Origin of the sequence: Streptomyces flavusporus, assembly GCF_046267975.1 — a bacterium.
Taxonomy (GTDB): Bacteria; Actinomycetota; Actinomycetes; order Streptomycetales; family Streptomycetaceae; genus Streptomyces; species Streptomyces flavusporus.
This window is the reverse complement of the sequence record NZ_CP176503.1, coordinates 3,949,853-3,969,672: the sequence shown is the minus strand read 5'-3', so window position 1 is coordinate 3,969,672 and position 19,820 is coordinate 3,949,853. Positions and strand designations below refer to the sequence as shown.

The window sequence follows — 19,820 nt, the reverse complement described above, 5'->3', positions numbered from 1 at the left end:
CGCTTGTCGGCCAACCCCGCCGCCGCGTCCCGGAGGGGCCGCCTCCGGCGGGGCATGATGGGGCGCATGGGCAGCGAGGGGGAGGGCGGGCGGATCATCGCGGGCCGCTACCGGCTTCACACGAGGCTGGGACGCGGTGGTATGAGCGTCGTCTGGCAGGCCACCGATCAGCTGCTCGGCCGGCAGGTGGCCGTCAAGGAGATCGCCCAGGACGACTCCCGCTCGGCCGCCGAGGCCCGGTCCCGGCGCGAGGGCACACTGCGCGAGGCACGGGCGCTGGCCCAGCTGCGCCATCCGCACGTCATCGTCGTCCATGACGTCGTCGAGGACGACGAACGTCCCTACATCGTCATGGAGTTGATCGACGGCGGCTCCCTCGCCGACCAGATCGCCGGACACGGCCCGGTCGACGCCTACGAGGCCGCCCGGATCGGCATCGCCCTGCTAGGCGCCCTGCGCGCGGTCCACGCGGCCGGCGTCCTGCACCGCGACCTGAAACCGGCGAACGTCCTCATCGAGTCCGGCACCGGCCGGGTCGTCCTCACCGACTTCGGCGTCGCCCAGGTCGAGGGCGTCAGCACCCTCACCGAGTCGGGCTCCTTCGTGGGCTCGCCCGAATACACCGCGCCCGAGCGGATGTCGGGGTCCGGCACCGGGCCGGCCTCCGACCTGTGGTCGCTCGGCGTGCTGCTGTGCACGGCGGTCAGCGGCAGCTCGCCGTTCCACCGTGACTCGTTGGGCGGCATCCTGCACGCCGTCCTGTCCGACGAGATCCGGCCGCCCGCGCAGGTCGGCCCGCTCTTGCCCGTCGTCCAAGGACTGCTGGAGCGCGATCCGCAGCGACGGCTGGACGCGGCGCAGGCGGAGCGGATGCTGCGGGCCTTCCGGGAGACCGGCCGTACGCCGTCGGCACCGTCCCGTGCCCAACGCTCCTCGCGGGAGCGGCTGGTGACGGCGCTGCTGGTGGCCGCGATGGCGGCGGCGGGGTTGTCCGCGGTGGCGCTGCTGATGACCGGGGGCGGTGGTGGCGGGGGCGGTACGCCGGTGAGTCCGACGCCGAGCACGTCCGTGAGTACGCCGGGGACAACGCCGTCGCCGTCCCCGTATCCCAGCACCTAGAGCAGGCAACAGGACGCATAAATAGGAGATAAGCGACGACCTGAGTCACGGGTCTGTGACCGCAGTGGATGCAGAAGTGCTTGCCGCGATATGCATGGACGCATGAGCAACAACGGGGGAGCCCACTACGGGTCCGACGAACCAACGAGTTTCGGTCTGCAACCGCCCGCTCAGCCCGCCGCGGTACCGCATCCGAACAACCCGTACGCGGCGCCCACGCAGGTCGTCCCGCAACACCAGTCCGCGCCCCAGCCCGCTGCGCCGCAGTCCGCGCCCCAGGCCCCGCAGGACCCCGGCGTCGGACGGCTCATCGCCGGCCGCTACCGGCTGCTCGCCAAGCTCGGGCACGGCGGCATGGGCACGGTGTGGCGCGCCAAGGACGAGACGGTGGACCGTGAGGTCGCGGTCAAGGAACCGCGGGTTCCGGACCACCTTCCCGAGCGCGAACGCGCCAACGCCTTCGAGCGGATGCGCCGCGAGGCCCGCGCCGCGGCCCGGCTCGACCACCCGTCGGTCGTGAACGTCCACGACGTCGCCGTCGTGGACGGCCAGCCGTGGATCGTGATGGAGCTGGTGCAGGGCCGTTCCCTCGGCGCCGCCCTGCAGGAAGGCACCCTGTCCGCCCGCGAGGCGGCCAAGGTCGGCCTGGAGGTGCTCGGCGCGCTCGAGGCGGCGCACGCGGCCGGCATCCTGCACCGCGACGTCAAGCCGGACAACGTCCTCCTCGGCCGCCACGACCGCGTCGTCCTCACCGACTTCGGCATCGCGCAGATCGAGGGCGAGACGAACCTGACCGACACCGGCGGCTTCGTCGGCTCGCCCGAGTACATCGCGCCGGAGCGGGTGCTGGGCCAGCGCCCGGGACCTGCTTCGGACTTCTGGTCGCTCGGAGTGGTGCTGTACGCGGCCACCGAGGGCGTGTCCCCCTTCCGCCGCAGCAACACCCCGGCCACCCTCCAGTCCGTCCTCAACGCCACGCCCGCACCGCCCGCTTCGGCCTCCGGCCCGCTCGCCGACGCCATCAACGGCCTGCTCCAGAAGGACCCGGCACACCGCCCGAACGCCGCCCAGGTCCGCGCGCTGCTGGAGGCGGCCGCCAATCCGCCCGAGCCGGTGCCGACGCAGGTGGTGACGGTTGCCGGGAGCGACGGTGGACAAGGCGGCGGGATCCGGATTGGCCGCAAGACGCTGCTCGGCCTCGGTGCGGCGATCGTCGCGGCGGCGGTTGCGGCGTACCTGGTGATCGCCGATCCGTTTGCGGGGCCGTTGCCCGAAGGGTGGACGAACCGCGCCCACCCGAAACTGGGCGTGACGCTGAGCGTTCCCACGAACTACCAGCCGAGCAAGCCCGATGCCGACGACACCGACAAGAACTGGGTCACGTACTCCGACTGGAGCGGCAGCATCTGGGTCGGGCTGACCCTGGACAAGAAGTCCGAGGACACCGGCGGTCAGATCGCCGACCGCGCGGCGGCCGAAATGTACGACGACGACGCCGATTTCAAGGAGAGCGGCGACTACAACCTGGGGATGGAGAAGCCGAAGAGCACGAAGCCCGAGGAGACGACGTACAAGGACAAGAAGGCCGCCCAGAACACGATCGTCTACACGACCAACGACACCCAGAACCCCCGCCCCCGCGAGCTGCAGATCTTCTACTACAAGACTTCTGCCGGCGACATGTACAAGCTCACCATCAGCTACCCGGGCAAGGGCGACTTCACCGAGCGAGGCCGCGAGGTGGCGAAGACGGCGATCGCGAACCTGGACATCCACAAGCTCTGACCCACGTCGACAAGAAGGCGCCCCGCACGGTAGGCATGGGACATGAGCGACGGCGGCGAACACCAGGGGGACGGACGTGTGGTCGGCGGGCGCTACCGGCTGATCGAGCGCGTCGGCTCCGGCGGGATGGGTACCGTGTGGCGGGCCTACGACGAACTCGTCGAGCGGGAAGTCGCCGTCAAGCAGCCCCGGTTGCCGGGCGACCCGGAGGGCGAGGGCCACCGGCGGGCCGCCCACCGGCTGCACCGCGAGGCCCGGGCCGCCGCGCGCGTCGACCATCCGTCCGCCGTCTCCATCCACGACGTCGTCGAGGAGGACGGAATCCCCTGGATCGTCATGGAGTTGATCCGGGGCGAATCCCTCCACGAGGTCCTCGGGCGGGGCCCGCTCCCGCCCGCCGAGTCCGCCCGTATCGGCCTCGCCGTCCTGGGTGCCCTGCGCGCCGCGCACGCCGTCGGCATCGTGCACCGCGACGTCAAGCCCGCCAACGTACTGCTCGGGCAGCACGGCCGCGTCGTCCTCACCGACTTCGGTATCGCCCACGTACAGGGCGAGGAATCCCTCACGATGAGCGGCGAGTTCGTGGGCTCGCTGGAGTTCATCGCGCCCGAGCGGATGTCGGGCCGGGGTGCCGGACCGGCCTCCGACCTGTGGTCACTGGGCGTACTGCTGTACGCCGCCGTCGAGGGCTGGTCCCCTTTCCGCCGTACGACCCTGGAGTCGACGCTCGCCGCGATCCTCGCCGCCGACCCGCCCGAACCCCAGCACGCCGGGCCACTCGGACCGCTGATCGTACGGCTGCTGGCGAAGGACCCCGAGCGGCGGCCGGAGCCGGAGGAGGTCGCCGTGGGTCTGGAGGCGGTGGCCAAGGGGTGGCCGGGGGTGCCCGGCGGTGACGTGGGGGAGGCTCAGGAAGCCGCGGATCTGGAGGGGTTCGCGGACGATGCCGGGACGGTCCGACTGGGGGTCATGGGTACACCGGATGAACCCCGAACGGACCGGGCACCCGAATCTGGGCCTGAGGCCGACACTGAACCGGAGCCCGAACCCGCCCCCGCACCCAAAACCACCCCAACCCCCCACCCCAAGCCCCACCCCAAGCCCCGCCCCACCCTCCGCCGCCCCGCCCCCGCCGCCCTGCTCGGCGCTCTCCTCATCGGCGGAGTCTGGCTCGGCATATCGTCCTTCACCGAGGTCGACGGCAAGGGAGCCAGGGATCAGACCGCCACCCTGACCGAGGCTCCGGCCGTCTCCGAAACCACGCCCACGCCCACTCCCAGCCTCACGCAGGACCCTTGGACCCCGCACCGCGAGAAGGACATGGACGCGGTCCTCTCCCTCCCGAGCCGCTACAAGGAGTACGTCCGTGAGGGCGGCCCGGACGACCAGCCGCGGATCGTGGCGTACGAGGCCGGCCCGGTCGACGTCCGCCTCACCCAGTGGGACAAGGCGCCGCGCTCCGCGATGGACCAGGCGCGGGAGGCGCACGCCACCTGGGCCCTCTACGACCCGGACGCGCGCACGCAGTACACCCGGACCAGCTTCCACGACAGCGATGCGGTCATCGCCGACACCACCTACGAGTCCAACGGCACCAGGACCCGGGTCATGGAGCTGATGATCCTCACCGCCGACGGCCGTATGTACGAGCTCCGCGTCGACATGCCCAAGGGCACGGCCGACGAGAAGAAGGGCACCGCCGTGTTCAAGGGAGCCCGCGATCGCCTGGAGATCGGCGGGAACTGACGCTCGAGATCGACAGTCACCGACGTACTGCTGATCGACCTCGCTCAACGTCCTGATCAGCGCATTCGTTGCCAGTGATCACTGGCGGTGTGTGAGCACTCCGTGAATCCCGATTACCGACGGGTACACAAAGCCTCGGCTCCGGCATACTCTGCGCCTCATGACGGACGCGCAGGCCCCGGCCAAGACCGGCACGAACCCCCTCGCCCCCGCCCCGGAGGGCGCCCGTACCGCCGCCGACGTGGTCACGCCGGAGCTGGTCGCCCAGCTCACCAAGGGCGTGGCCGGTTCCGGACGGACCGCCAACCACACGCCGTTCACCGGCGAGAAGCTGGCCGACCTGCCGGAGTCCACGCCGGAGGACGTCCAGAAGGCGTTCGACGCGGCCCGTGTGGCCCAGGCCGTCTGGGCGCAGACGCCGGTACGGCAGCGCGCCGCCGTCCTGCTCCGCTTCCACGACCTGGTCCTGGAGCGCCAGGCCGAGGTCCTCGACCTGATCCAGCTGGAGACCGGCAAGGCCCGCCTGCACGCGCACGAGGAGGTCCAGGCGGTCGCCGTGGCCGCCCGCCACTACGGTCGCAAGGCGCCCGCCTATCTCCGTCCCAAACGGCACACCGGCGCCATGCCCACCCTCACGCGCGTCACCGAACTGCGCCACCCGCGCGGCGTGATCGGCCAGATCGCCCCCTGGAACTACCCGTTGGAGCTGTCGGTCGGCGACGCCCTCCCCGCCTTCGCCGCGGGCAACGCGGTCGTGATGAAGCCCGACACGGAGACCTGCCTGACCGCGCTGTGGGCGCGCGACCTGCTCATCGAGGCCGGGCTGCCCGCCGAGGTCTTCCAGGTCGTCCTCGGTGAGGGCCCCGTCGTCGGCCCCGAGGTCGTCAAGCACGCCGACTACGTCTCCTTCACCGGCTCCACCCGCACCGGCCGCGAGGTCGCCCAGGGCGCCGCCGCCCGCCTGGTCGGCGTCTCCCTCGAACTCGGCGGCAAGAACGCCATGCTGGTGCTGGAGGACGCCGACATCGAGAAGGCGGCCGCGGGCGCGGTGCGTGCCTGCTTCTCCTCCGCGGGCCAACTGTGCATCTCCATCGAGCGCCTGTACGTCCACGAGTCGATCGCCGACGCCTTCCTGGAGCGCTTCGCCGCCCGCACAAAGGCCATGCGCCTCGGCAGGTCCCTCGCCTACGGCGCCGACATGGGCAGCTTGGTCGGCGAACGCCAGCTGGAGACCGTCAAGCGGCATGTCGAGGAGGCGGTGGCCAAGGGCGCGAAGGTGGTGGCCGGCGGGACGGCCCGCCCGGACATCGGCCCGTACTTCTACGAGCCGACCATCCTCGACGGCGTCGAGGCACCCATGGCCGTCTGCACGGAGGAGACCTTCGGCCCGGTCGTCTCCATCTACCGCTTCAAGACCGAGGACGAGGCGATCGAGCACGCCAACTCCACGCCGTACGGCCTGAATTCCTCGGTCTGGACGAAGGACGGCCGCCGCGGCCAGGACGTCGCCGCCCGCCTGCGCACCGGCACGGTCAACATCAACGAGGGCTACGCCCCCGCCTACGGCAGCGTCCAGTCCCCCATGGGCGGCATGAAGGACTCCGGCCTGGGCCGCCGCCACGGCTCGGAGGGCATCCTCAAGTACACGGAGGCCCAGACGGTGGCCCAGCAGCGCCTGCTCCCGATGGCGCCGTCGCTCGGGATGGACGACGAGAAGTACGCGGCTTTCATGAGCCGCAGCCTGCGCCTGATGAAGGCGTTCCGTTTCCGCTAGACCGCACCCGTTCTCAACGAGGAGAGCACGTGTCGCAGGAGAAGTCTGTCCACACCCGGGACGAGGACGGGTACGACTACGACGTGATCGTCGTCGGATCAGGATTCGGCGGCTCTGTCACAGCCCTCCGCCTCACCGAAAAGGGCTACCGCGTCGGCGTCCTGGAAGCCGGCCGCCGCTTCACCCGCGAAACCCTCCCCAAGAACTCCTGGGACCTGAAGAACTACCTCTGGGCCCCCAAGCTCGGCATGTACGGCATCCAGCGCATCCACCTGCTGGGCAACGTCATGGTCCTGGCCGGCGCCGGCGTGGGCGGCGGCTCCCTCAACTACGCCAACACCCTCTACGTACCGCCGAAGCCGTTCTTCGAGGACCCGCAGTGGCGGCACATCACCGACTGGCAGGAGGAGCTGGCGCCGTACTACGACCAGGCGCAACGCATGCTCGGCGTCCGCCTGAACCCGACGATGACGCCCTCCGACGTCCATCTGAAGGCGGCCGCCCAGCGGATGGGCGTCGGCGACACCTTCCATCTCGCGCCGGTCGGAGTGTTCTTCGGCGACGGCAAGGACGCCGACGGAAAGGCCACGGCCCGCGCCGGCGAGCAGGTGCCCGACCCCTACTTCGGAGGCGCGGGCCCCGCGCGCAACACCTGCAACGAGTGCGGCGAGTGCATGACCGGCTGCCGCCACGGCGCCAAGAACACCCTCAACGAGAACTACCTCCACCTCGCCGAGAAGGCGGGCGCGGTCGTGCACCCGCTGACGACGGTCGTGTCGGTCACGGACGACTCGCGCGGCGGCTACGCCGTCACCACCCTCCCCACCGACAACCGCAAGAAGGGCAGGGGCCGCACCTTCCGGGCCCGTCAGGTCGTGCTGGCCGCCGGCACCTACGGCACCCAGACGCTGTTGCACCGGATGAAGGCGACCGGCCGACTCCCGTACGTCTCCGACCGGCTCGGCGAGCTGACCCGCACCAACTCCGAGGCCCTGGTCGGCGCGCAGACCACCAACCGCCGCTACCGCAAGGTCACCGGTGAGAAGAAGGTCGACTTCACCCGCGGCGTCGCCATCACGTCCTCGGTCCACCCCGACGCCAACACCCACATCGAACCGGTCCGCTACGGCAAGGGCTCCAACTCGATGGGCGGCCTGGCCATCCTGCAGATCCCGTACACGGAGGGCTCGTCCCGCGTCCTGGCCTTCCTGCGCAACGCCGCCCGTCACCCCTTGATGATGCTCCGCTCGCTCAACAACCACCGCTGGTCGGAGCGGACGATCATCGGCCTGGTGATGCAGTCGCTGGACAACTCCCTGACGACGTATCTGAAGCCGGACGGCGTCGGCAAGGGCCTGCTGACCGCCCGCCAGGGCCACGGCGCCCCCAACCCCAAGCAGATCAGGGCCGCTTCGGAGGGCGCGTCGGCGATCGCCGCCGAGATCAACGGGTTCCCGGGCAGCAACATCGGCGAACTGATGGGCACCCCGCTCACCGCGCACTTCCTCGGCGGCTGCCCGATCGGCGACTCCCACGAGACCGGCGTGATCGACCCGTACCACCGCCTGTACGGCCACCCCGGCATCTCGGTCGTCGACGGGGCGGCGGTCTCCGCGAACCTGGGCGTGAATCCGTCCCTGACGATCACCGCGCAGGCAGAGCGCGCGATGTCGTTCTGGCCCAACAAGGGCGAGGCGGACCCGCGTCCGGCGCAGGGAGCGGCGTACGAGCGTCTGAAGCCGGTGGAGCCGCAGTCCCCGGTGGTCCCGGCGGAGGCGTTCGGTGCGTTGAAGCTGCCGTTCCTGGGGATACCGGCGGTGCCGCCCAAGCCGTAGGCAAACGAGAGAGGGACCTGCGCCCCCCTCCGAGCGCAGGTCCCTCTCTCTGTCTTGCGGTGAAGCCCTACCGAGCCGCGTCAGGCGCCTTACGCCTGCGCACCCGCCTTGTTGCGCCGCACGACGAACACCGCACCCGCACCGGCGACGACGGCGACACCGCCGACCAGGCCGATCATGGGCAGCGCGGAGTTCGAACCGGTGTTGGCGAGGCTGCCGGTGGCGTCGACGGAGTTCACGTCGTCCAGGTCGGCCATCCCGCCCTGCGGCTTGGCGTCAGGGGGGTTACCGGCGTCCGAGCCCGCGGCGAGGATGTCGAAGAAGTACACCCATCCGTTCGGGTCGTCGGCGAGCCAGCAGCCGTCGGCGTCCGAGTACTGCGCGAAGCCGCCGGTCAGACCGATGGCGTCGGGCACCTTGCCGCTGACGCTCAGCCGCAGCTTGTACGAGGTCGACTGACCCGCCCCGAGCGAGAACGCGTCGAAGGTCGCGCCCTCGCCGGCCGCGTCCGCGAGCGTCTTCCAGGAGCCGGTGGCCTTGTCGAAGACCTGGACGGTGATCTGGCCGGAGTAGTCCTGCTCGTCCCAGCCGAGCGCGGCCACGCCGATCAGCGGCTTGATGTTCTTGATCTCCTCGTCACCGCTGTTGGAGACGTTGAAGGAGAACCCGGTCCATCCGCTGCCGGCCACGATGGTCTCGGGCAGCCCCGACAGACCGCTGCGCAGGTCCTCACTGAGGCCGACGGACTCGTCGTCCGCGTTCTCGCAGAGGTCGGGCTCCTCCTCCGGGGTGGAGGCGCTCGGGCTGGGCGTGGCGGAGGCGGACGCGGAGGCCGAACCGGTCGGGGTGGCCGTGGCGGTTTCGGTGGCCGTCTCGGTCGCGGTCGGGGACGACGTCCCGGTCGCCGTCTCGGTCGGCGTGGTGGTGGCGGTTTCGGTGGCCGTCTCGGTCGCGGTCGGGGACGGCGTATCGGTCGCCGTCTCGGTCGGGGGCGGTGACGCCGTGTCGGTCACGGTCGGGGACGGGGAACCCGTTCCGTCGGTCGCGTACGCGGCCGGTGCCGCGAGCAGCGCCATCGGGGCTATCGCTGCGGTCGCGGCGGCGGCTGCCAGGGCACGGCGAAGCTTCATGAAGTCCTCGTGTAGTCCGGTGTGCTACGGCGTGGCAGCACGCGTGGGCGGAGGGCTCCGCGTGTGGGGCGCGGGTGTGACCCTTGGTTCAGCAGGTTTGATCCACGAGGCCTGTGAATGGTTGTCCCGCACTTCACGCAATTCTTATGTGACCTGAGTCACTTACAGTGCCCGGACGCGCACACGCGAAGGGCCCCGCGGGGCGGAGCCGCGGGGCCCTTCTTTCGTCAGCACCGGCGTCAGGGCTGCGCCGGTGCCTGGGAGCGACGCCGGGGGGTTGCGCCGCTGGCCTTGATGAAGCCTTGGACAGTTCCGCCGGTCGGCCCCGGGCGTCCCCGGAGCCGACCGTTCTCTTGGGTGACCGGCCTGCTGTCCCCTGCCGTCCGGTCACTTCCCTGGAGCGAGGTCCCACGACGCACGGCACGATCCGTACGTCTCATCGCTCCAGCGAGCCACGCGTGGTTCTTTCGGGCCCGCCCCTGGCTGGCACGGACACCGGGACCAACGAAGCGTCTCGTGCGGCGGTCACGCGCCGTACGGGTGAGAGGCATGCGCACGTGCGTACACGGAACGCCGATTCAGATCCGGCCGCGGCACAGTTCGAGCAGGGTCATCGCGAGCGTCGTACCGGGCTTGCCGAGCGCCTCCCGGTAGTGGCCGAGGATCTCCATCTCCCGGGAGAGATTCACCCGGCGGCCGCCGGAGGTGATCCGGGCCTCCTGGATGACGGCCGAGACGGCCATCCGTTCCTGGATCAGGCCGATGATCCGGTCGTCGAGTGCGTCGATGCGCTCACGCGCGCCGGTGATCACGTCGACGGCCTCGGGCGTGTGCGCGCCGGTCTTCTCCGCTGCGGTGGCGGTCATGGCAGGGGCTCCTCGCTGGACGGTGGTGTGAGTGCCCCGGAGCGACAGGATCCGGAGACAACGCCAGGCGCCCCGGACCTTGTCGGCCCGGGGCGCCTGGGAAGTCGCTTGTCAGTTGCTCAAGCGGCACGACCATGGCAGCCGGCGGGCCGGTTGCCATAGGTAAAGAGGAAGGTCGCGTACGTGAGCATGGGGTCAGTATGCCGTGACCTCCGGTGACGGCCAACCCGGTTCGCATCCTGAGACGGGAGCCACCTGCGGCAGCCCCGTTAGAATCGGTGGTACAGCCCCTTTCAAGCCGCCGGAAGGCAACCCGTGTCATCAGCGACCCCCGCCGCCCCCGACACCGTCCTGGTCGTCGACTTCGGTGCGCAGTACGCCCAGCTCATCGCCCGACGCGTCCGCGAGGCCCGGGTCTACAGCGAGATCGTGCCGAGCACCATGCCGGTTCAGGAGATGCTCGCCAAGAACCCGGCGGCGATCATCCTCTCCGGCGGGCCCTCGTCCGTGTACGAGGAGGGCGCGCCCCGCCTGGACCGCGAGATCTTCGAGTCCGGCGTGCCCGTCTTCGGCATGTGCTACGGCTTCCAGCTGATGGCCCAGGCCCTCGGCGGCACCGTCGACAACACCGGCGCCCGCGAGTACGGCCGTACGGACCTGCACGTCTCCAAGTCGTCCTCCACCCTTTTCGAGGGCACCCCGGCCGAGCAGGCCGTGTGGATGTCGCACGGCGACGCCTGCTCCGCCGCCCCCGAGGGCTTCACCGTCACGGCGTCCACGGACGTCGTCCCGGTCGCCGCCTTCGAGAACGACGAGCAGAAGCTGTACGGCGTCCAGTACCACCCCGAGGTCATGCACTCCACGCACGGCCAGCAGGTGCTGGAGCACTTCCTCTACCGCGGTGCCGGCCTCACCCCGTCCTGGACGACCGGCAACGTCATCGAGGAGCAGGTCGAGGCGATCCGCGCGCAGGTCGGCGACAAGCGCGCGATCTGCGGTCTGTCCGGCGGTGTGGACTCCGCCGTCGCCGCCGCCCTCGTCCAGAAGGCCATCGGTTCCCAGCTGACCTGCGTCTACGTCGACCACGGCCTGATGCGCAAGGGGGAGACCGAGCAGGTCGAGAAGGACTTCGTGGCCTCGACCGGGGTGAACCTGAAGGTCGTCGACGCTGAGGAGCGGTTTCTCAAGGCGCTCGCCGGGGTCAGCGACCCCGAGGAGAAGCGGAAGATCATCGGCCGGGAGTTCATCCGGGTCTTCGAGCAGGCGCAGGCCGAGATCATCGCGGACGAGGGTCCCGCGGTCGAGTTCCTCGTCCAGGGCACCCTCTACCCCGACGTGGTCGAGTCCGGTGGCGGCACCGGCACCGCCAACATCAAGTCCCACCACAACGTCGGCGGCCTGCCCGAGGACCTCGAGTTCCAGCTGATCGAGCCGCTGCGCAAGCTGTTCAAGGACGAGGTCCGGATGGTCGGCCAGGAGCTCGGCCTGCCGGAGGAGATCGTCCAGCGCCAGCCGTTCCCCGGCCCCGGCCTGGGCATCCGTATCGTCGGCGAGGTGACGAAGGAGCGGCTCGACCTGCTCCGTGAGGCCGATGCCATCGCCCGCGAGGAGCTGACCGCGGCCGGCCTCGACCGGGACATCTGGCAGTGCCCGGTGGTCCTGCTCGCGGACGTCCGCAGCGTCGGCGTCCAGGGCGACGGCCGGACGTACGGCCACCCGATCGTGCTGCGCCCGGTCTCGTCCGAGGACGCGATGACGGCCGACTGGTCGCGGCTGCCGTACGACGTCCTCGCGAAGATCTCCACCCGGATCACCAACGAGGTCCGGGACGTCAACCGTGTCGTCCTCGACGTGACGTCGAAGCCGCCGGGGACGATCGAGTGGGAGTGATCCCTACCTGCGCTTGATCGTGCGCAGGGTTTCGCCGGGCTTCCAGACCTGGACGACCAGGTATGTGTCGTCCTCGACGTAGGTCCGTACGACCTCCGTCAGCTCGGTGCGGAAGAGGTGGAACGGCTCCGGCGGTTCCACCTCTTCGCCGTATGCGGCCTTCGTCTCGGGATCGTCGATCTCGACCGCCCGCCCGCTGATCCGTACGTCCCCGCCGCCCATCCCGGTGCCTTCTCCCGGATTCGCCTGGAGTGCGAAGCGCGGGTCGCGGCGCAGGTCGAGCGCCTTGCGGGAGTCGGGCATCATGCCGAGCCACAGCTCGTCGTTCAGGAACCGCACCTCAAGGCCGGTGGTGCGCGGTGAGCCGTCCTTGCGCAGGGTCGCGAGGGTGTGATGGGTGAACGCCTCGAAGCGCTCCTCGACAGTCTTCGCGAGGTCTGGTTCGGCGGCGACGAAGGATGCCCAGTTTGCTGTCATGCGACGAGTGTGGCCCCGAAATCCGACATCTTCTGTCGTGATTCACGTAAGTCGCTGAAGCCCTGTTCTCCTGCGCTGACCGCGGGTAACTTCCGCTCCGTACCGGAACCCAGCGCCGGAGGTCCCATGCCCGCGCCCATCCCGCCCCAGCCCCTGCCCACCGACCGGCTGCAGTTCGCGATGCCGCCGATGTACGAGTCGGTCGACGACGAACGCCGGCACCGCAAGGAACGGCTCGCCGGGGCGTTGCGGATCTTCGGGCGGTACGGGTTCGAGGACGGCGTGTCCGGGCACATCACCGCCCGCGACCCGGAGCACAGCGACTGCTTCTGGGTCAATCCGTTCGGGATGCCGTTCAAGCACGTCACCGTGAGCGACCTGGTGCTGGCCAACCAGGACGGGCAGGTGGTCGACGGCCGCTACCACGTCAACCAGGCGGCGTTCACCGTGCACGCCCAGGTCCACGCCGCCCGCCCGGATGTCGTCGCCGTCGCCCACTGCCACTCCGTGCACGGCCGCGCCCTGTCCGCGCTCGGCGACCTGCTCGACCCGATCACCCAGGAGAGCTGCGCCTTCTATGAGGACCACGCCCTGTACGACGCCTACTCCGGCGTCTCCGTCGACCTCGCGGAGGGCCGCCGGATCGCCGCCGCGCTCGGCTCGCACAAGGCGCTCGTCCTGCGCAACCACGGACTGCTGACCGTCGGCGACTCGGTGGACGCGGCGGCCTGGTGGTTCCTGTCGATGGAACGCTCCTGCCAGGTGCAGCTCACGGCCAAAGCGGCCGGGCGTCCCGTGCTCATCGACCACAAGTCGGCGGTGGCGACGCGCGAGCAGCTCGGCGGTGACCTGGTCGCGTGGATCAACTACCAGCCGCTGTGGCAGGACATCAGCCGCGGTGAGCCGGATCTGCTGTCGTAGTGTCGTAGCGGACGGTTCCTGGCGCGGGTTCGGGTTCCGTCAAGCTGGATGATCTCGGCCTTACGGAAATTCTCGCGGTCGGGTCAACACGGTGGCCGTCCTTTCACCCGCGCTGACCAGACCTGCCGGACCCGAGCCGGGTTGGCGTAGGGCACAATTCGCTGTCGTCGCACGGGAGTTGTACGCCCTGGATGTACGACTCCGTTCTACGGTGATACGCGGGAAGGCAGGCGTCGGGCGTGGCGGTGCAGGAAGCGAGACAGGACGCGGACGCGAGTGCGCGCGCGGCCGCCCACGGAGGCGGCTGCACCTGCGGGGACTGCCCGCACGGGGCGCGTACGGGACACCGGCGAGCCGTCGCCGAATTCCTGCTGAAGCGCGATCAGTTCGCGGCCGGGCAGGGCCTGCCGGCGGCCGTGGCCCACTCGGTCTCGGCCTCCCGCCAGTGGGTCTCCGAGGAACTGACCCAGTCCGCGGCGGCCGTCGCCGAACGCGGCCGGGCGGAGGGCGAGGCCTGGCTGGCGCGCCTGTGGCGCCGTACCGCCTACGCGGCCTGGACGCTGGTCCTGCTGTTGCTGCTGATGCAGTCGCTGACCGCGATCGGCGCGGGCTGGACGACGGCCCGCACGGCCGGGCTGTGCGCCGCGCTGGTGGTGGCGGGGGTGCTGACGGCGGCTTCCTGGTTCCACCGGACGCGCGGCGGGGTACTGGCCCCGGTCATCGGCGAGGACAACCGCCTGTCCACCTCCCGCGCCGTGGCCGCACTCTGGGTGCTGTTCGTCGCCTACGCGGTGCTCGTGCTGGCGGGGCAGCTGGCGGCGGCCTCCGCGCCCGGCGAGCGCGACGCGCTGATCGCCGGGCTCGAACTCGCCCGCGGCGCCGGGGTGGTGACCGTCCTCGCCGTCACGTGTGCGATCGCGGTACTGGTGCGGCGGGTGGTCGGCCTGCGCGTCCTCGGGCAACGGCTGCAGAAGGTCCGCGCGGACCGGCCGAGGGCTGCCGACCTGCTGACGGACGATTCGGGGCGCGGCACCTTCGCCGACATCCAGTACGTCGTCATCAGCGCCGTCGCCCTGCTCTTCGCGGCGGTACGGCTGGCCCGCCGCCCCGACCAACTGCCCGACCTGCCCTGGGGGCTCGCGGTGATGGTGCTGGTGTCGGCGGCCACCTACCTGGCCGGCAAGTACGCCGAGGGCGGCCGCCCGGTCGTCCTCTCCGTCGTCCGCGCCCGCGAGGCCGGTGACCTGGACGCACCGATCCGCACCGGCGAGGACATCGAGATCCGCGGCGCGGGCTTCGTCCCACCGGGTGCCGACGGTGCCGACCGCTTGTCCCGCATGGTGGTCCGCATCGGCGCGGTCCACGTCCACGTCCCCCTCGTCCCCGTGGCCGGCGGCTTCAGCAACCCCACGGACAGCCTGCTGACCGTGCCCGTGCCGGCGGATGTGGAGCCCGGACGGGTGGAGGTACGCGTGGTCACCGCGGCCGGGGTCGAGACGAATGCGTATGCGATCGATGTGACGGAATGACAGAAGGGCCGACGTCCCGCCAAGAGCCGGGCGTTGCTGCTGAGGCCAGTTCACCGAAATCCGGCCGGAACGCGATTGAGCCGGCCCTCCCTTGCGTACGTATCGTCTGATGAGGGCCCACGGCACGGCGTCCGAGAGGCGGCTATCAGCGATGACTCACGGTATTCGTACGGACACGCACATCCCCCATCTAAACGGCGGCCGCGACTGGCGGGACACCGCCACCCGTTACGCCCTGTTGCCCCTGCGCGTCTTCCTCGGCGTCACCTTCATCTACGCCGGCCTCGACAAACTCACCGACAGCGCGTTCATGAAAGACGCCGGCTCCGGCTCCATCGGCGACATGATGCGCACCGTGCGGGACTCCTCGGCCATCCCGGCACTGGTCGACATGGCCCTGGAGAACCCCGTCGCCTTCGGCTACGCCATCGCCTTCGGTGAACTCGCCGTCGGTATCGGCGCCCTCCTCGGCCTCCTCACCCGCCTCGCCGCCCTCGGCGGTGCCCTGATCTCGCTCAGCCTCTGGCTGACCGTCAGCTGGGCCTCCGACCCGTACTACTACGGCAATGACCTCCCCTACCTCATGGCCTGGCTGCCCCTCGTCCTCGCGGGCGCGCCCCTGCTCTCACTGGACGCGGCCCTGCGGTCCCGGCGGCGGCAACGGGCCTATCGGTAGGCCGACTCTCGAGGCCGGGCGGTACCCCGGCCGCTCAACGACCGGCACTGTCAGCGGGGCGCGCCGACGGGCGCGTCCTGCCGGGGTCCGCGGTCCGTCCCACGGCGTCGGCGTATGGCGCTGCCGGCCATGCTCGCGACCCCGGCCAGACACAGGCCGCCCACGACCACGGGGATCACCACGAACCACGGTGTCTCCCAGGCGTCGCCCGCGTCACCGGCGTAGATGACGCCCGCGACGGTGACGAAGAAACCGGCGACCAGCCTCCCGGGCTGGAACTCATGACGCAGCACGGCTCACCTCCACCTGTCCGACACCCACATGGAGGTCCAGCTCGACCGTGCCCGCGTTCTTGGTGCCCGAGGCCGGCTTCAGCGTCACCTCCTGGTATCTGCCCGGCTGCACATCCACGTCCTGTGTCTGCTCGCCCGGCAACTGGATGTCACCCAACCCCACGTCGATACTCGCCTTCACGGTCACGTCCGGCGGGACGATCACCAGCAGCCGACCGGCGCCCACGTCGGCGTCCGTGGACACCGTCTGGCCCTTGGCCGGGTTCAGCCGGGTCAGGTCCAGGGTGCCGACGCCGGTACCGAGGTCGTAGGCCGGCGCCACGTCCGCCACCGCGGCCGGCCGCCAGGTCGTCCGTATCCACTCCGTGCCGATCTCCTTGGGCAGTGCCGCCGCCCCGGCCAGCAGGCCCGCCGTGACGACCGCCAGGAAGATCGACCCCGCTCCCGTACGGCCCAGGAACGCGCTGACCGCGATGCCCAGACCGATGACGGCGAGCGCGCACGCAAGGCCGGTCTGCAGGCTGGTGCCCAGCGGCTGCTCGTCCCAGGTCACGCGGGTGCCGAAGCCACCGGCGAGCAGGGCGAACAGGAAGACCCAGCCGCCTATCCAGCGCGGGCCGGGCGGTCTGGGGGGCGCGGGGCGCGGGATACGAAGGTCCTCGTGGCCGCTCCCGCGGGTGCTGATGTTGACGGCCGCCGCGATGTCGCGGTCGCGGGATTCGTGCGGTCCCCAGAGATAGCCGGTGCCTCCGACGTGCGTGCCGTCCTTGACGATCGGGTCGCGCCACCAGGACGGGTAGGCGGACGCAACCGGGGGAGCCTGGGCCTCCGGCGGGGCGTCGGCGGCCGCCTGGGCGGCCAGAGGGTCGGGGTCGGGGGCGCCGCGGCGTTGCGACCAGTACCCGGCGCCCGCGAGGAGGAGGGACAACACGACGGCGAAGGTCAGCACGCCGCCGTTGTTCAGCATCGTCAGGAAGACACCGCAGCCGACCAGCGCGAACAGCACCGCCGTGAGCGCCTGCCCGTCGACACGGCCGGTCAGGAGCTTGTGCACCTCGTTCTGGTCCTCGTCGTCGTACGGGACGAAGAGCCAGGCGAAGCCGTAGAAGATGAGACCGAGACCGCCGGTCGCGGCGAGCACCGCGAGTGTGATCCGGAAGATCACCGGGTCCATGTCGAACTGCCGCCCAAGACCGGCGCACACCCCGGCGAACACCTTGTGCCGTCGGTCCCGCCGGAGCCTCAGGGGCGGCTCGGACACCTCGGCATCCTCGGGCGCCCCGGCAGCGTGAGGCGCCCCGGCGCCGCCGGTCGTCGTCTTCCCGTTCATGTGCCCGGTCCCGCTCGTCTCTCCTGCCGCGCCGGCCCCTTCGTCGGTCCTGCCCGGCTGTCCGTCCTCGCCCTGCGTGCTCGTTTGCTCGGGTGCGCCCGCACCGTCGTGCGCGCGTGGTTCCTCACCTGTGCCCGTCGCGGGCGCCGCGTCGGACGGGGTGGCCGCTGCGGGCAGGGCATCCGCGTCGGGCACGGCGTCTGCGGCGTGCTGGTGATCAGTCATGAGTCCATGGTGACGGGCGAGCCGCCGCGGCGGGAGTCGGAATGACCCTGGCCGGACCCTGATATCGCCCCTGAGCCGACGCCGGGGAGGCGTTCGACGAACCGGCCCGTCGAAGATCAGGGGAGTCTCGGGGGTCGACCCTGATGCTCCCGCCCGCCGACCGTGTGACCATCGATGACATGCCGGAAGCCGCAACCGCAGCAGCGCCACTCGCCGAACCGCGGCCGCCGCGCAAGCTCTACCGCAGCAGTGACGGACGCTGGCTCGGTGGCGTGGCGCGGGGGCTCGCCGGGCACCTCGGCCTGCCCGTGATCTGGGTACGCCTGGTCTTCGTCGGCCTGTTCATGGCCGACGGCCTCGGCGCGCTGCTCTACGCCGCGTTCTGGTTCTTCGTGCCGCTCGGCGTCGGTGGCGTCGAAGCACAGAAGCCACCGTCCCTGGTCACCACGGAGACCTCTCCCGACGGCCGGCGCAAACTCATGGCCCGCAAGCCGGACAAGGGCCAGATAGTCGCCCTGCTGCTCATGGTCGTCGTGGCCATGGTCTTCGTGGGCAACGTCAACCTGGGCACCGGCGCCCAGGCCTACCTCTGGCCGACCGTGCTCGTCGGCGCGGGCGTCGCCCTGGTGTGGCGCCAGGCTGACAACGCCCGCCGGGCCCGCTGGGTCGAGGTCGGTCGCCGCAAACGAACGCTCACGCTGCTGCGCGCAGTGGCCGGCGTCCTGCTGGTCACGGCCGGTGTCACCGGCATCTTCGTGCTGCAGGGCTCCGCAGCCCACCTCGGCTCCGTCCTGCAGGCGGCTCTCGCGGTCCTCGTCGGGATAACACTCCTCGCCGGCCCCTACCTCGTGCGCATGACCCAGGACCTCTCCGAGGAGCGTCTGATGCGCATCCGCGCTCAGGAGCGGGCGGAGGTCGCCGCCCACGTCCACGACTCCGTGTTGCACACCCTGACCCTGATCCAGCGCAACGCGGAGAACGCCGGCGAGGTGCGCCGCCTCGCCCGCGCCCAGGAGCGCGACCTGCGCACCTGGTTGTACAAGCCCGAGGGCACCGGCAAGGACGAGGCGGACGAGCCGACCGCCCTCGCCGACGCGGTGCGGCGCAACGCCGCCGAGGTCGAGGACAAGCACGGCGTCCCCATAGAGGTCGTCGTGGTCGGCGACTGCCCGCTCGACGAGAAGATCGGCGCACAGATGCAGGCCGCACGCGAGGCAATGGTCAATGCCGCCAAGTACGGTGGCGAGGGCGGCGCCGTGCAGGTCTACGCCGAAGTGGAGGGGAAGACGGTCTTCGTGTCCGTGCGGGACCGCGGCCCCGGCTTCGACCTCGACTCGATACCCGCCGACCGCATGGGCGTCAGAGAATCGATCATCGGCCGCATGGAGCGCAACGGCGGTACGGCCCGGTTGCGGGCGGTGCCGGGCGGCGGCACCGAGGTCGAGCTGGAGATGGAGAGGGCGGAGAAGACGTCATGAGCGACCCGACCGAGGCGAACGGCACGGCAGGGGAGGCGGCCGCGTCCGCTGAGTCGCCGGGCGGCGGTGCCGGGCGGCGTCACGTGCGCGTGGTGCTCGTCGACGACCACCGGATGTTCCGCACGGGAGTCCAGGCCGAGATCGGCCAGACCGAGCAGACCGGCGTCGAGGTCGTCGGCGAGGCCGCGGACGTCGACCAGGCGGTCACGGTCATCACCGCGACCCGGCCCGAGGTCGTCCTTCTCGATGTGCACCTCCCGGGCGGCGGCGGGGTGGAAGTCCTGCGCCGCTGCGCCACGTTGATGGCTGACACCGAGCAGCCCGTCCGCTTCCTCGCGCTGTCCGTCTCGGACGCGGCAGAGGACGTGATCGGTGTGATCCGGGGTGGCGCCCGGGGGTACGTGACGAAGACGATCACGGGTACGGACCTGGTCGACTCCATCTTCCGGGTCCAGGAAGGCGACGCGGTCTTCTCCCCGCGCCTCGCCGGCTTCGTCCTGGACGCCTTCGCCTCCACCGACGCGCCTCCCGTCGACGAGGACCTCGACCGCCTCACCCAGCGTGAACGCGAGGTCCTCCGCCTGATCGCCCGCGGCTACGCGTACAAGGAGATCGCCAAGCAGCTCTTCATCTCCGTGAAGACGGTGGAGTCCCATGTCTCGGCGGTCCTGCGCAAGCTCCAGCTGTCCAACCGGCACGAGCTGACGCGGTGGGCGACGGCACGACGGCTGGTGTGAGGGGTCGGC

Annotated in this window: 16 protein-coding genes; 11 read left to right on the top strand and 5 right to left on the bottom strand. The window is 70.9% G+C overall.

Going from position 1 to position 19,820, the window contains the following annotated elements; translation table 11 throughout:
* The first annotated feature begins 66 nt into the window (after positions 1-66).
* The 5 genes from ACKTSN_RS18675 to ACKTSN_RS18655 all read left to right on the top strand — a co-directional run bounded on the left by ACKTSN_RS18675 (position 67) and on the right by ACKTSN_RS18655 (position 8,259).
* Entirely contained in the window at positions 67-1,119 is a 1,053-nt protein-coding gene (locus tag ACKTSN_RS18675; RefSeq protein ID WP_409470173.1) for a serine/threonine-protein kinase, read from the top strand.
* 102 nt (positions 1,120-1,221) lie between these two features.
* Positions 1,222-2,904 (top strand): serine/threonine-protein kinase, encoded by a 1,683-nt coding sequence (locus tag ACKTSN_RS18670; RefSeq protein ID WP_409470172.1) that lies wholly within the window; start codon positions 1,222-1,224, stop codon positions 2,902-2,904.
* Positions 2,905-2,946: 42 nt separating this feature from the next.
* Entirely contained in the window at positions 2,947-4,650 is a 1,704-nt protein-coding gene (locus ACKTSN_RS18665) for a serine/threonine-protein kinase (RefSeq protein ID WP_409470171.1), read from the top strand.
* 160 nt (positions 4,651-4,810) lie between these two features.
* A complete protein-coding gene (locus ACKTSN_RS18660) occupies positions 4,811-6,424 on the top strand; it encodes a succinic semialdehyde dehydrogenase (protein ID WP_409470170.1) in 1,614 nt (537 codons plus the stop codon).
* A 29-nt stretch (positions 6,425-6,453) separates the two neighbouring features.
* On the top strand, positions 6,454-8,259 hold the full coding sequence (locus ACKTSN_RS18655) for a GMC family oxidoreductase N-terminal domain-containing protein (protein ID WP_409470169.1): 1,806 nt from the start codon (positions 6,454-6,456) through the stop codon (positions 8,257-8,259).
* Positions 8,260-8,348: 89 nt separating this feature from the next.
* Here ACKTSN_RS18655 and ACKTSN_RS18650 read toward each other — a convergent pair whose 3' ends face one another.
* Both ACKTSN_RS18650 and ACKTSN_RS18645 read right to left on the bottom strand, forming a co-directional pair.
* Positions 8,349-9,389: an LPXTG cell wall anchor domain-containing protein gene (locus ACKTSN_RS18650; protein WP_409470168.1), complete on the bottom strand. Its 1,041-nt coding sequence runs from the start codon at positions 9,387-9,389 to the stop codon at positions 8,349-8,351.
* 578 nt (positions 9,390-9,967) lie between these two features.
* A complete protein-coding gene (locus tag ACKTSN_RS18645; RefSeq protein WP_409470167.1) occupies positions 9,968-10,255 on the bottom strand; it encodes a chorismate mutase in 288 nt (95 codons plus the stop codon).
* A 315-nt stretch (positions 10,256-10,570) separates the two neighbouring features.
* Between ACKTSN_RS18645 and guaA the strand changes: the two genes are divergently transcribed.
* The gene (guaA, locus tag ACKTSN_RS18640) at positions 10,571-12,145 is read left to right on the top strand and encodes a glutamine-hydrolyzing GMP synthase (RefSeq protein ID WP_129799218.1); all 1,575 of its coding nucleotides are present in this window, start codon (positions 10,571-10,573) and stop codon (positions 12,143-12,145) included.
* 3 nt (positions 12,146-12,148) lie between these two features.
* Here guaA and ACKTSN_RS18635 read toward each other — a convergent pair whose 3' ends face one another.
* The gene (locus ACKTSN_RS18635) at positions 12,149-12,622 is read right to left on the bottom strand and encodes a pyridoxamine 5'-phosphate oxidase family protein (RefSeq protein ID WP_409470166.1); all 474 of its coding nucleotides are present in this window, start codon (positions 12,620-12,622) and stop codon (positions 12,149-12,151) included.
* 126 nt (positions 12,623-12,748) lie between these two features.
* Here ACKTSN_RS18635 and ACKTSN_RS18630 point away from each other — a divergent pair, with 126 nt between their 5' ends.
* The 3 genes from ACKTSN_RS18630 (at position 12,749) to ACKTSN_RS18620 (ending at position 15,748) form a co-directional block, all read left to right on the top strand.
* Positions 12,749-13,543 (top strand): class II aldolase/adducin family protein, encoded by a 795-nt coding sequence (locus tag ACKTSN_RS18630; RefSeq protein WP_409470165.1) that lies wholly within the window; start codon positions 12,749-12,751, stop codon positions 13,541-13,543.
* Positions 13,544-13,782: 239 nt separating this feature from the next.
* Positions 13,783-15,072: a hypothetical protein gene (locus ACKTSN_RS18625; protein ID WP_409470164.1), complete on the top strand. Its 1,290-nt coding sequence runs from the start codon at positions 13,783-13,785 to the stop codon at positions 15,070-15,072.
* A 151-nt stretch (positions 15,073-15,223) separates the two neighbouring features.
* The gene (locus ACKTSN_RS18620) at positions 15,224-15,748 is read left to right on the top strand and encodes a DoxX family protein (RefSeq protein ID WP_409470163.1); all 525 of its coding nucleotides are present in this window, start codon (positions 15,224-15,226) and stop codon (positions 15,746-15,748) included.
* Positions 15,749-15,798: 50 nt separating this feature from the next.
* Here the strand turns inward: ACKTSN_RS18620 and ACKTSN_RS18615 are convergent, their stop codons facing one another.
* Entirely contained in the window at positions 15,799-16,041 is a 243-nt protein-coding gene (locus ACKTSN_RS18615) for a hypothetical protein (RefSeq protein WP_409470162.1), read from the bottom strand.
* Positions 16,028-17,596: a PspC domain-containing protein gene (locus ACKTSN_RS18610; protein WP_409470161.1), complete on the bottom strand. Its 1,569-nt coding sequence runs from the start codon at positions 17,594-17,596 to the stop codon at positions 16,028-16,030. Before ACKTSN_RS18610 ends, ACKTSN_RS18615 begins: the two co-directional genes overlap by 14 nt.
* Before the next feature lie 179 nt (positions 17,597-17,775).
* Between ACKTSN_RS18610 and ACKTSN_RS18605 the strand changes: the two genes are divergently transcribed.
* Positions 17,776-19,074 (top strand): ATP-binding protein, encoded by a 1,299-nt coding sequence (locus ACKTSN_RS18605; protein ID WP_224734654.1) that lies wholly within the window; start codon positions 17,776-17,778, stop codon positions 19,072-19,074.
* On the top strand, positions 19,071-19,811 hold the full coding sequence (locus ACKTSN_RS18600; RefSeq protein ID WP_409470160.1) for a LuxR C-terminal-related transcriptional regulator: 741 nt from the start codon (positions 19,071-19,073) through the stop codon (positions 19,809-19,811). Before ACKTSN_RS18605 ends, ACKTSN_RS18600 begins: the two co-directional genes overlap by 4 nt.
* Positions 19,812-19,820: the final 9 nt, after the last annotated feature.

What these genes read in the sequence shown, in the direction of transcription:
- ACKTSN_RS18675 (WP_409470173.1), top strand. Translation starts at nt 67, where the DNA reads ATGGGCAGCGAGGGGGAGGGCGGGCGGATCATCGCGGGCCGCTACCGG.
- ACKTSN_RS18670 (WP_409470172.1), top strand. Translation starts at nt 1,222, where the DNA reads ATGAGCAACAACGGGGGAGCCCACTACGGGTCCGACGAACCAACGAGT.
- ACKTSN_RS18665 (WP_409470171.1), top strand. Translation starts at nt 2,947, where the DNA reads ATGAGCGACGGCGGCGAACACCAGGGGGACGGACGTGTGGTCGGCGGG.
- ACKTSN_RS18660 (WP_409470170.1), top strand. Translation starts at nt 4,811, where the DNA reads ATGACGGACGCGCAGGCCCCGGCCAAGACCGGCACGAACCCCCTCGCC.
- ACKTSN_RS18650 (WP_409470168.1), bottom strand. Translation starts at nt 9,389, where the DNA reads ATGAAGCTTCGCCGTGCCCTGGCAGCCGCCGCCGCGACCGCAGCGATA.
- ACKTSN_RS18645 (WP_409470167.1), bottom strand. Translation starts at nt 10,255, where the DNA reads ATGACCGCCACCGCAGCGGAGAAGACCGGCGCGCACACGCCCGAGGCC.
- ACKTSN_RS18635 (WP_409470166.1), bottom strand. Translation starts at nt 12,622, where the DNA reads ATGACAGCAAACTGGGCATCCTTCGTCGCCGCCGAACCAGACCTCGCG.
- ACKTSN_RS18630 (WP_409470165.1), top strand. Translation starts at nt 12,749, where the DNA reads ATGCCCGCGCCCATCCCGCCCCAGCCCCTGCCCACCGACCGGCTGCAG.
- ACKTSN_RS18620 (WP_409470163.1), top strand. Translation starts at nt 15,224, where the DNA reads ATGACTCACGGTATTCGTACGGACACGCACATCCCCCATCTAAACGGC.
- ACKTSN_RS18610 (WP_409470161.1), bottom strand. Translation starts at nt 17,596, where the DNA reads ATGACTGATCACCAGCACGCCGCAGACGCCGTGCCCGACGCGGATGCC.
- ACKTSN_RS18605 (WP_224734654.1), top strand. Translation starts at nt 17,776, where the DNA reads ATGCCGGAAGCCGCAACCGCAGCAGCGCCACTCGCCGAACCGCGGCCG.
- ACKTSN_RS18600 (WP_409470160.1), top strand. Translation starts at nt 19,071, where the DNA reads ATGAGCGACCCGACCGAGGCGAACGGCACGGCAGGGGAGGCGGCCGCG.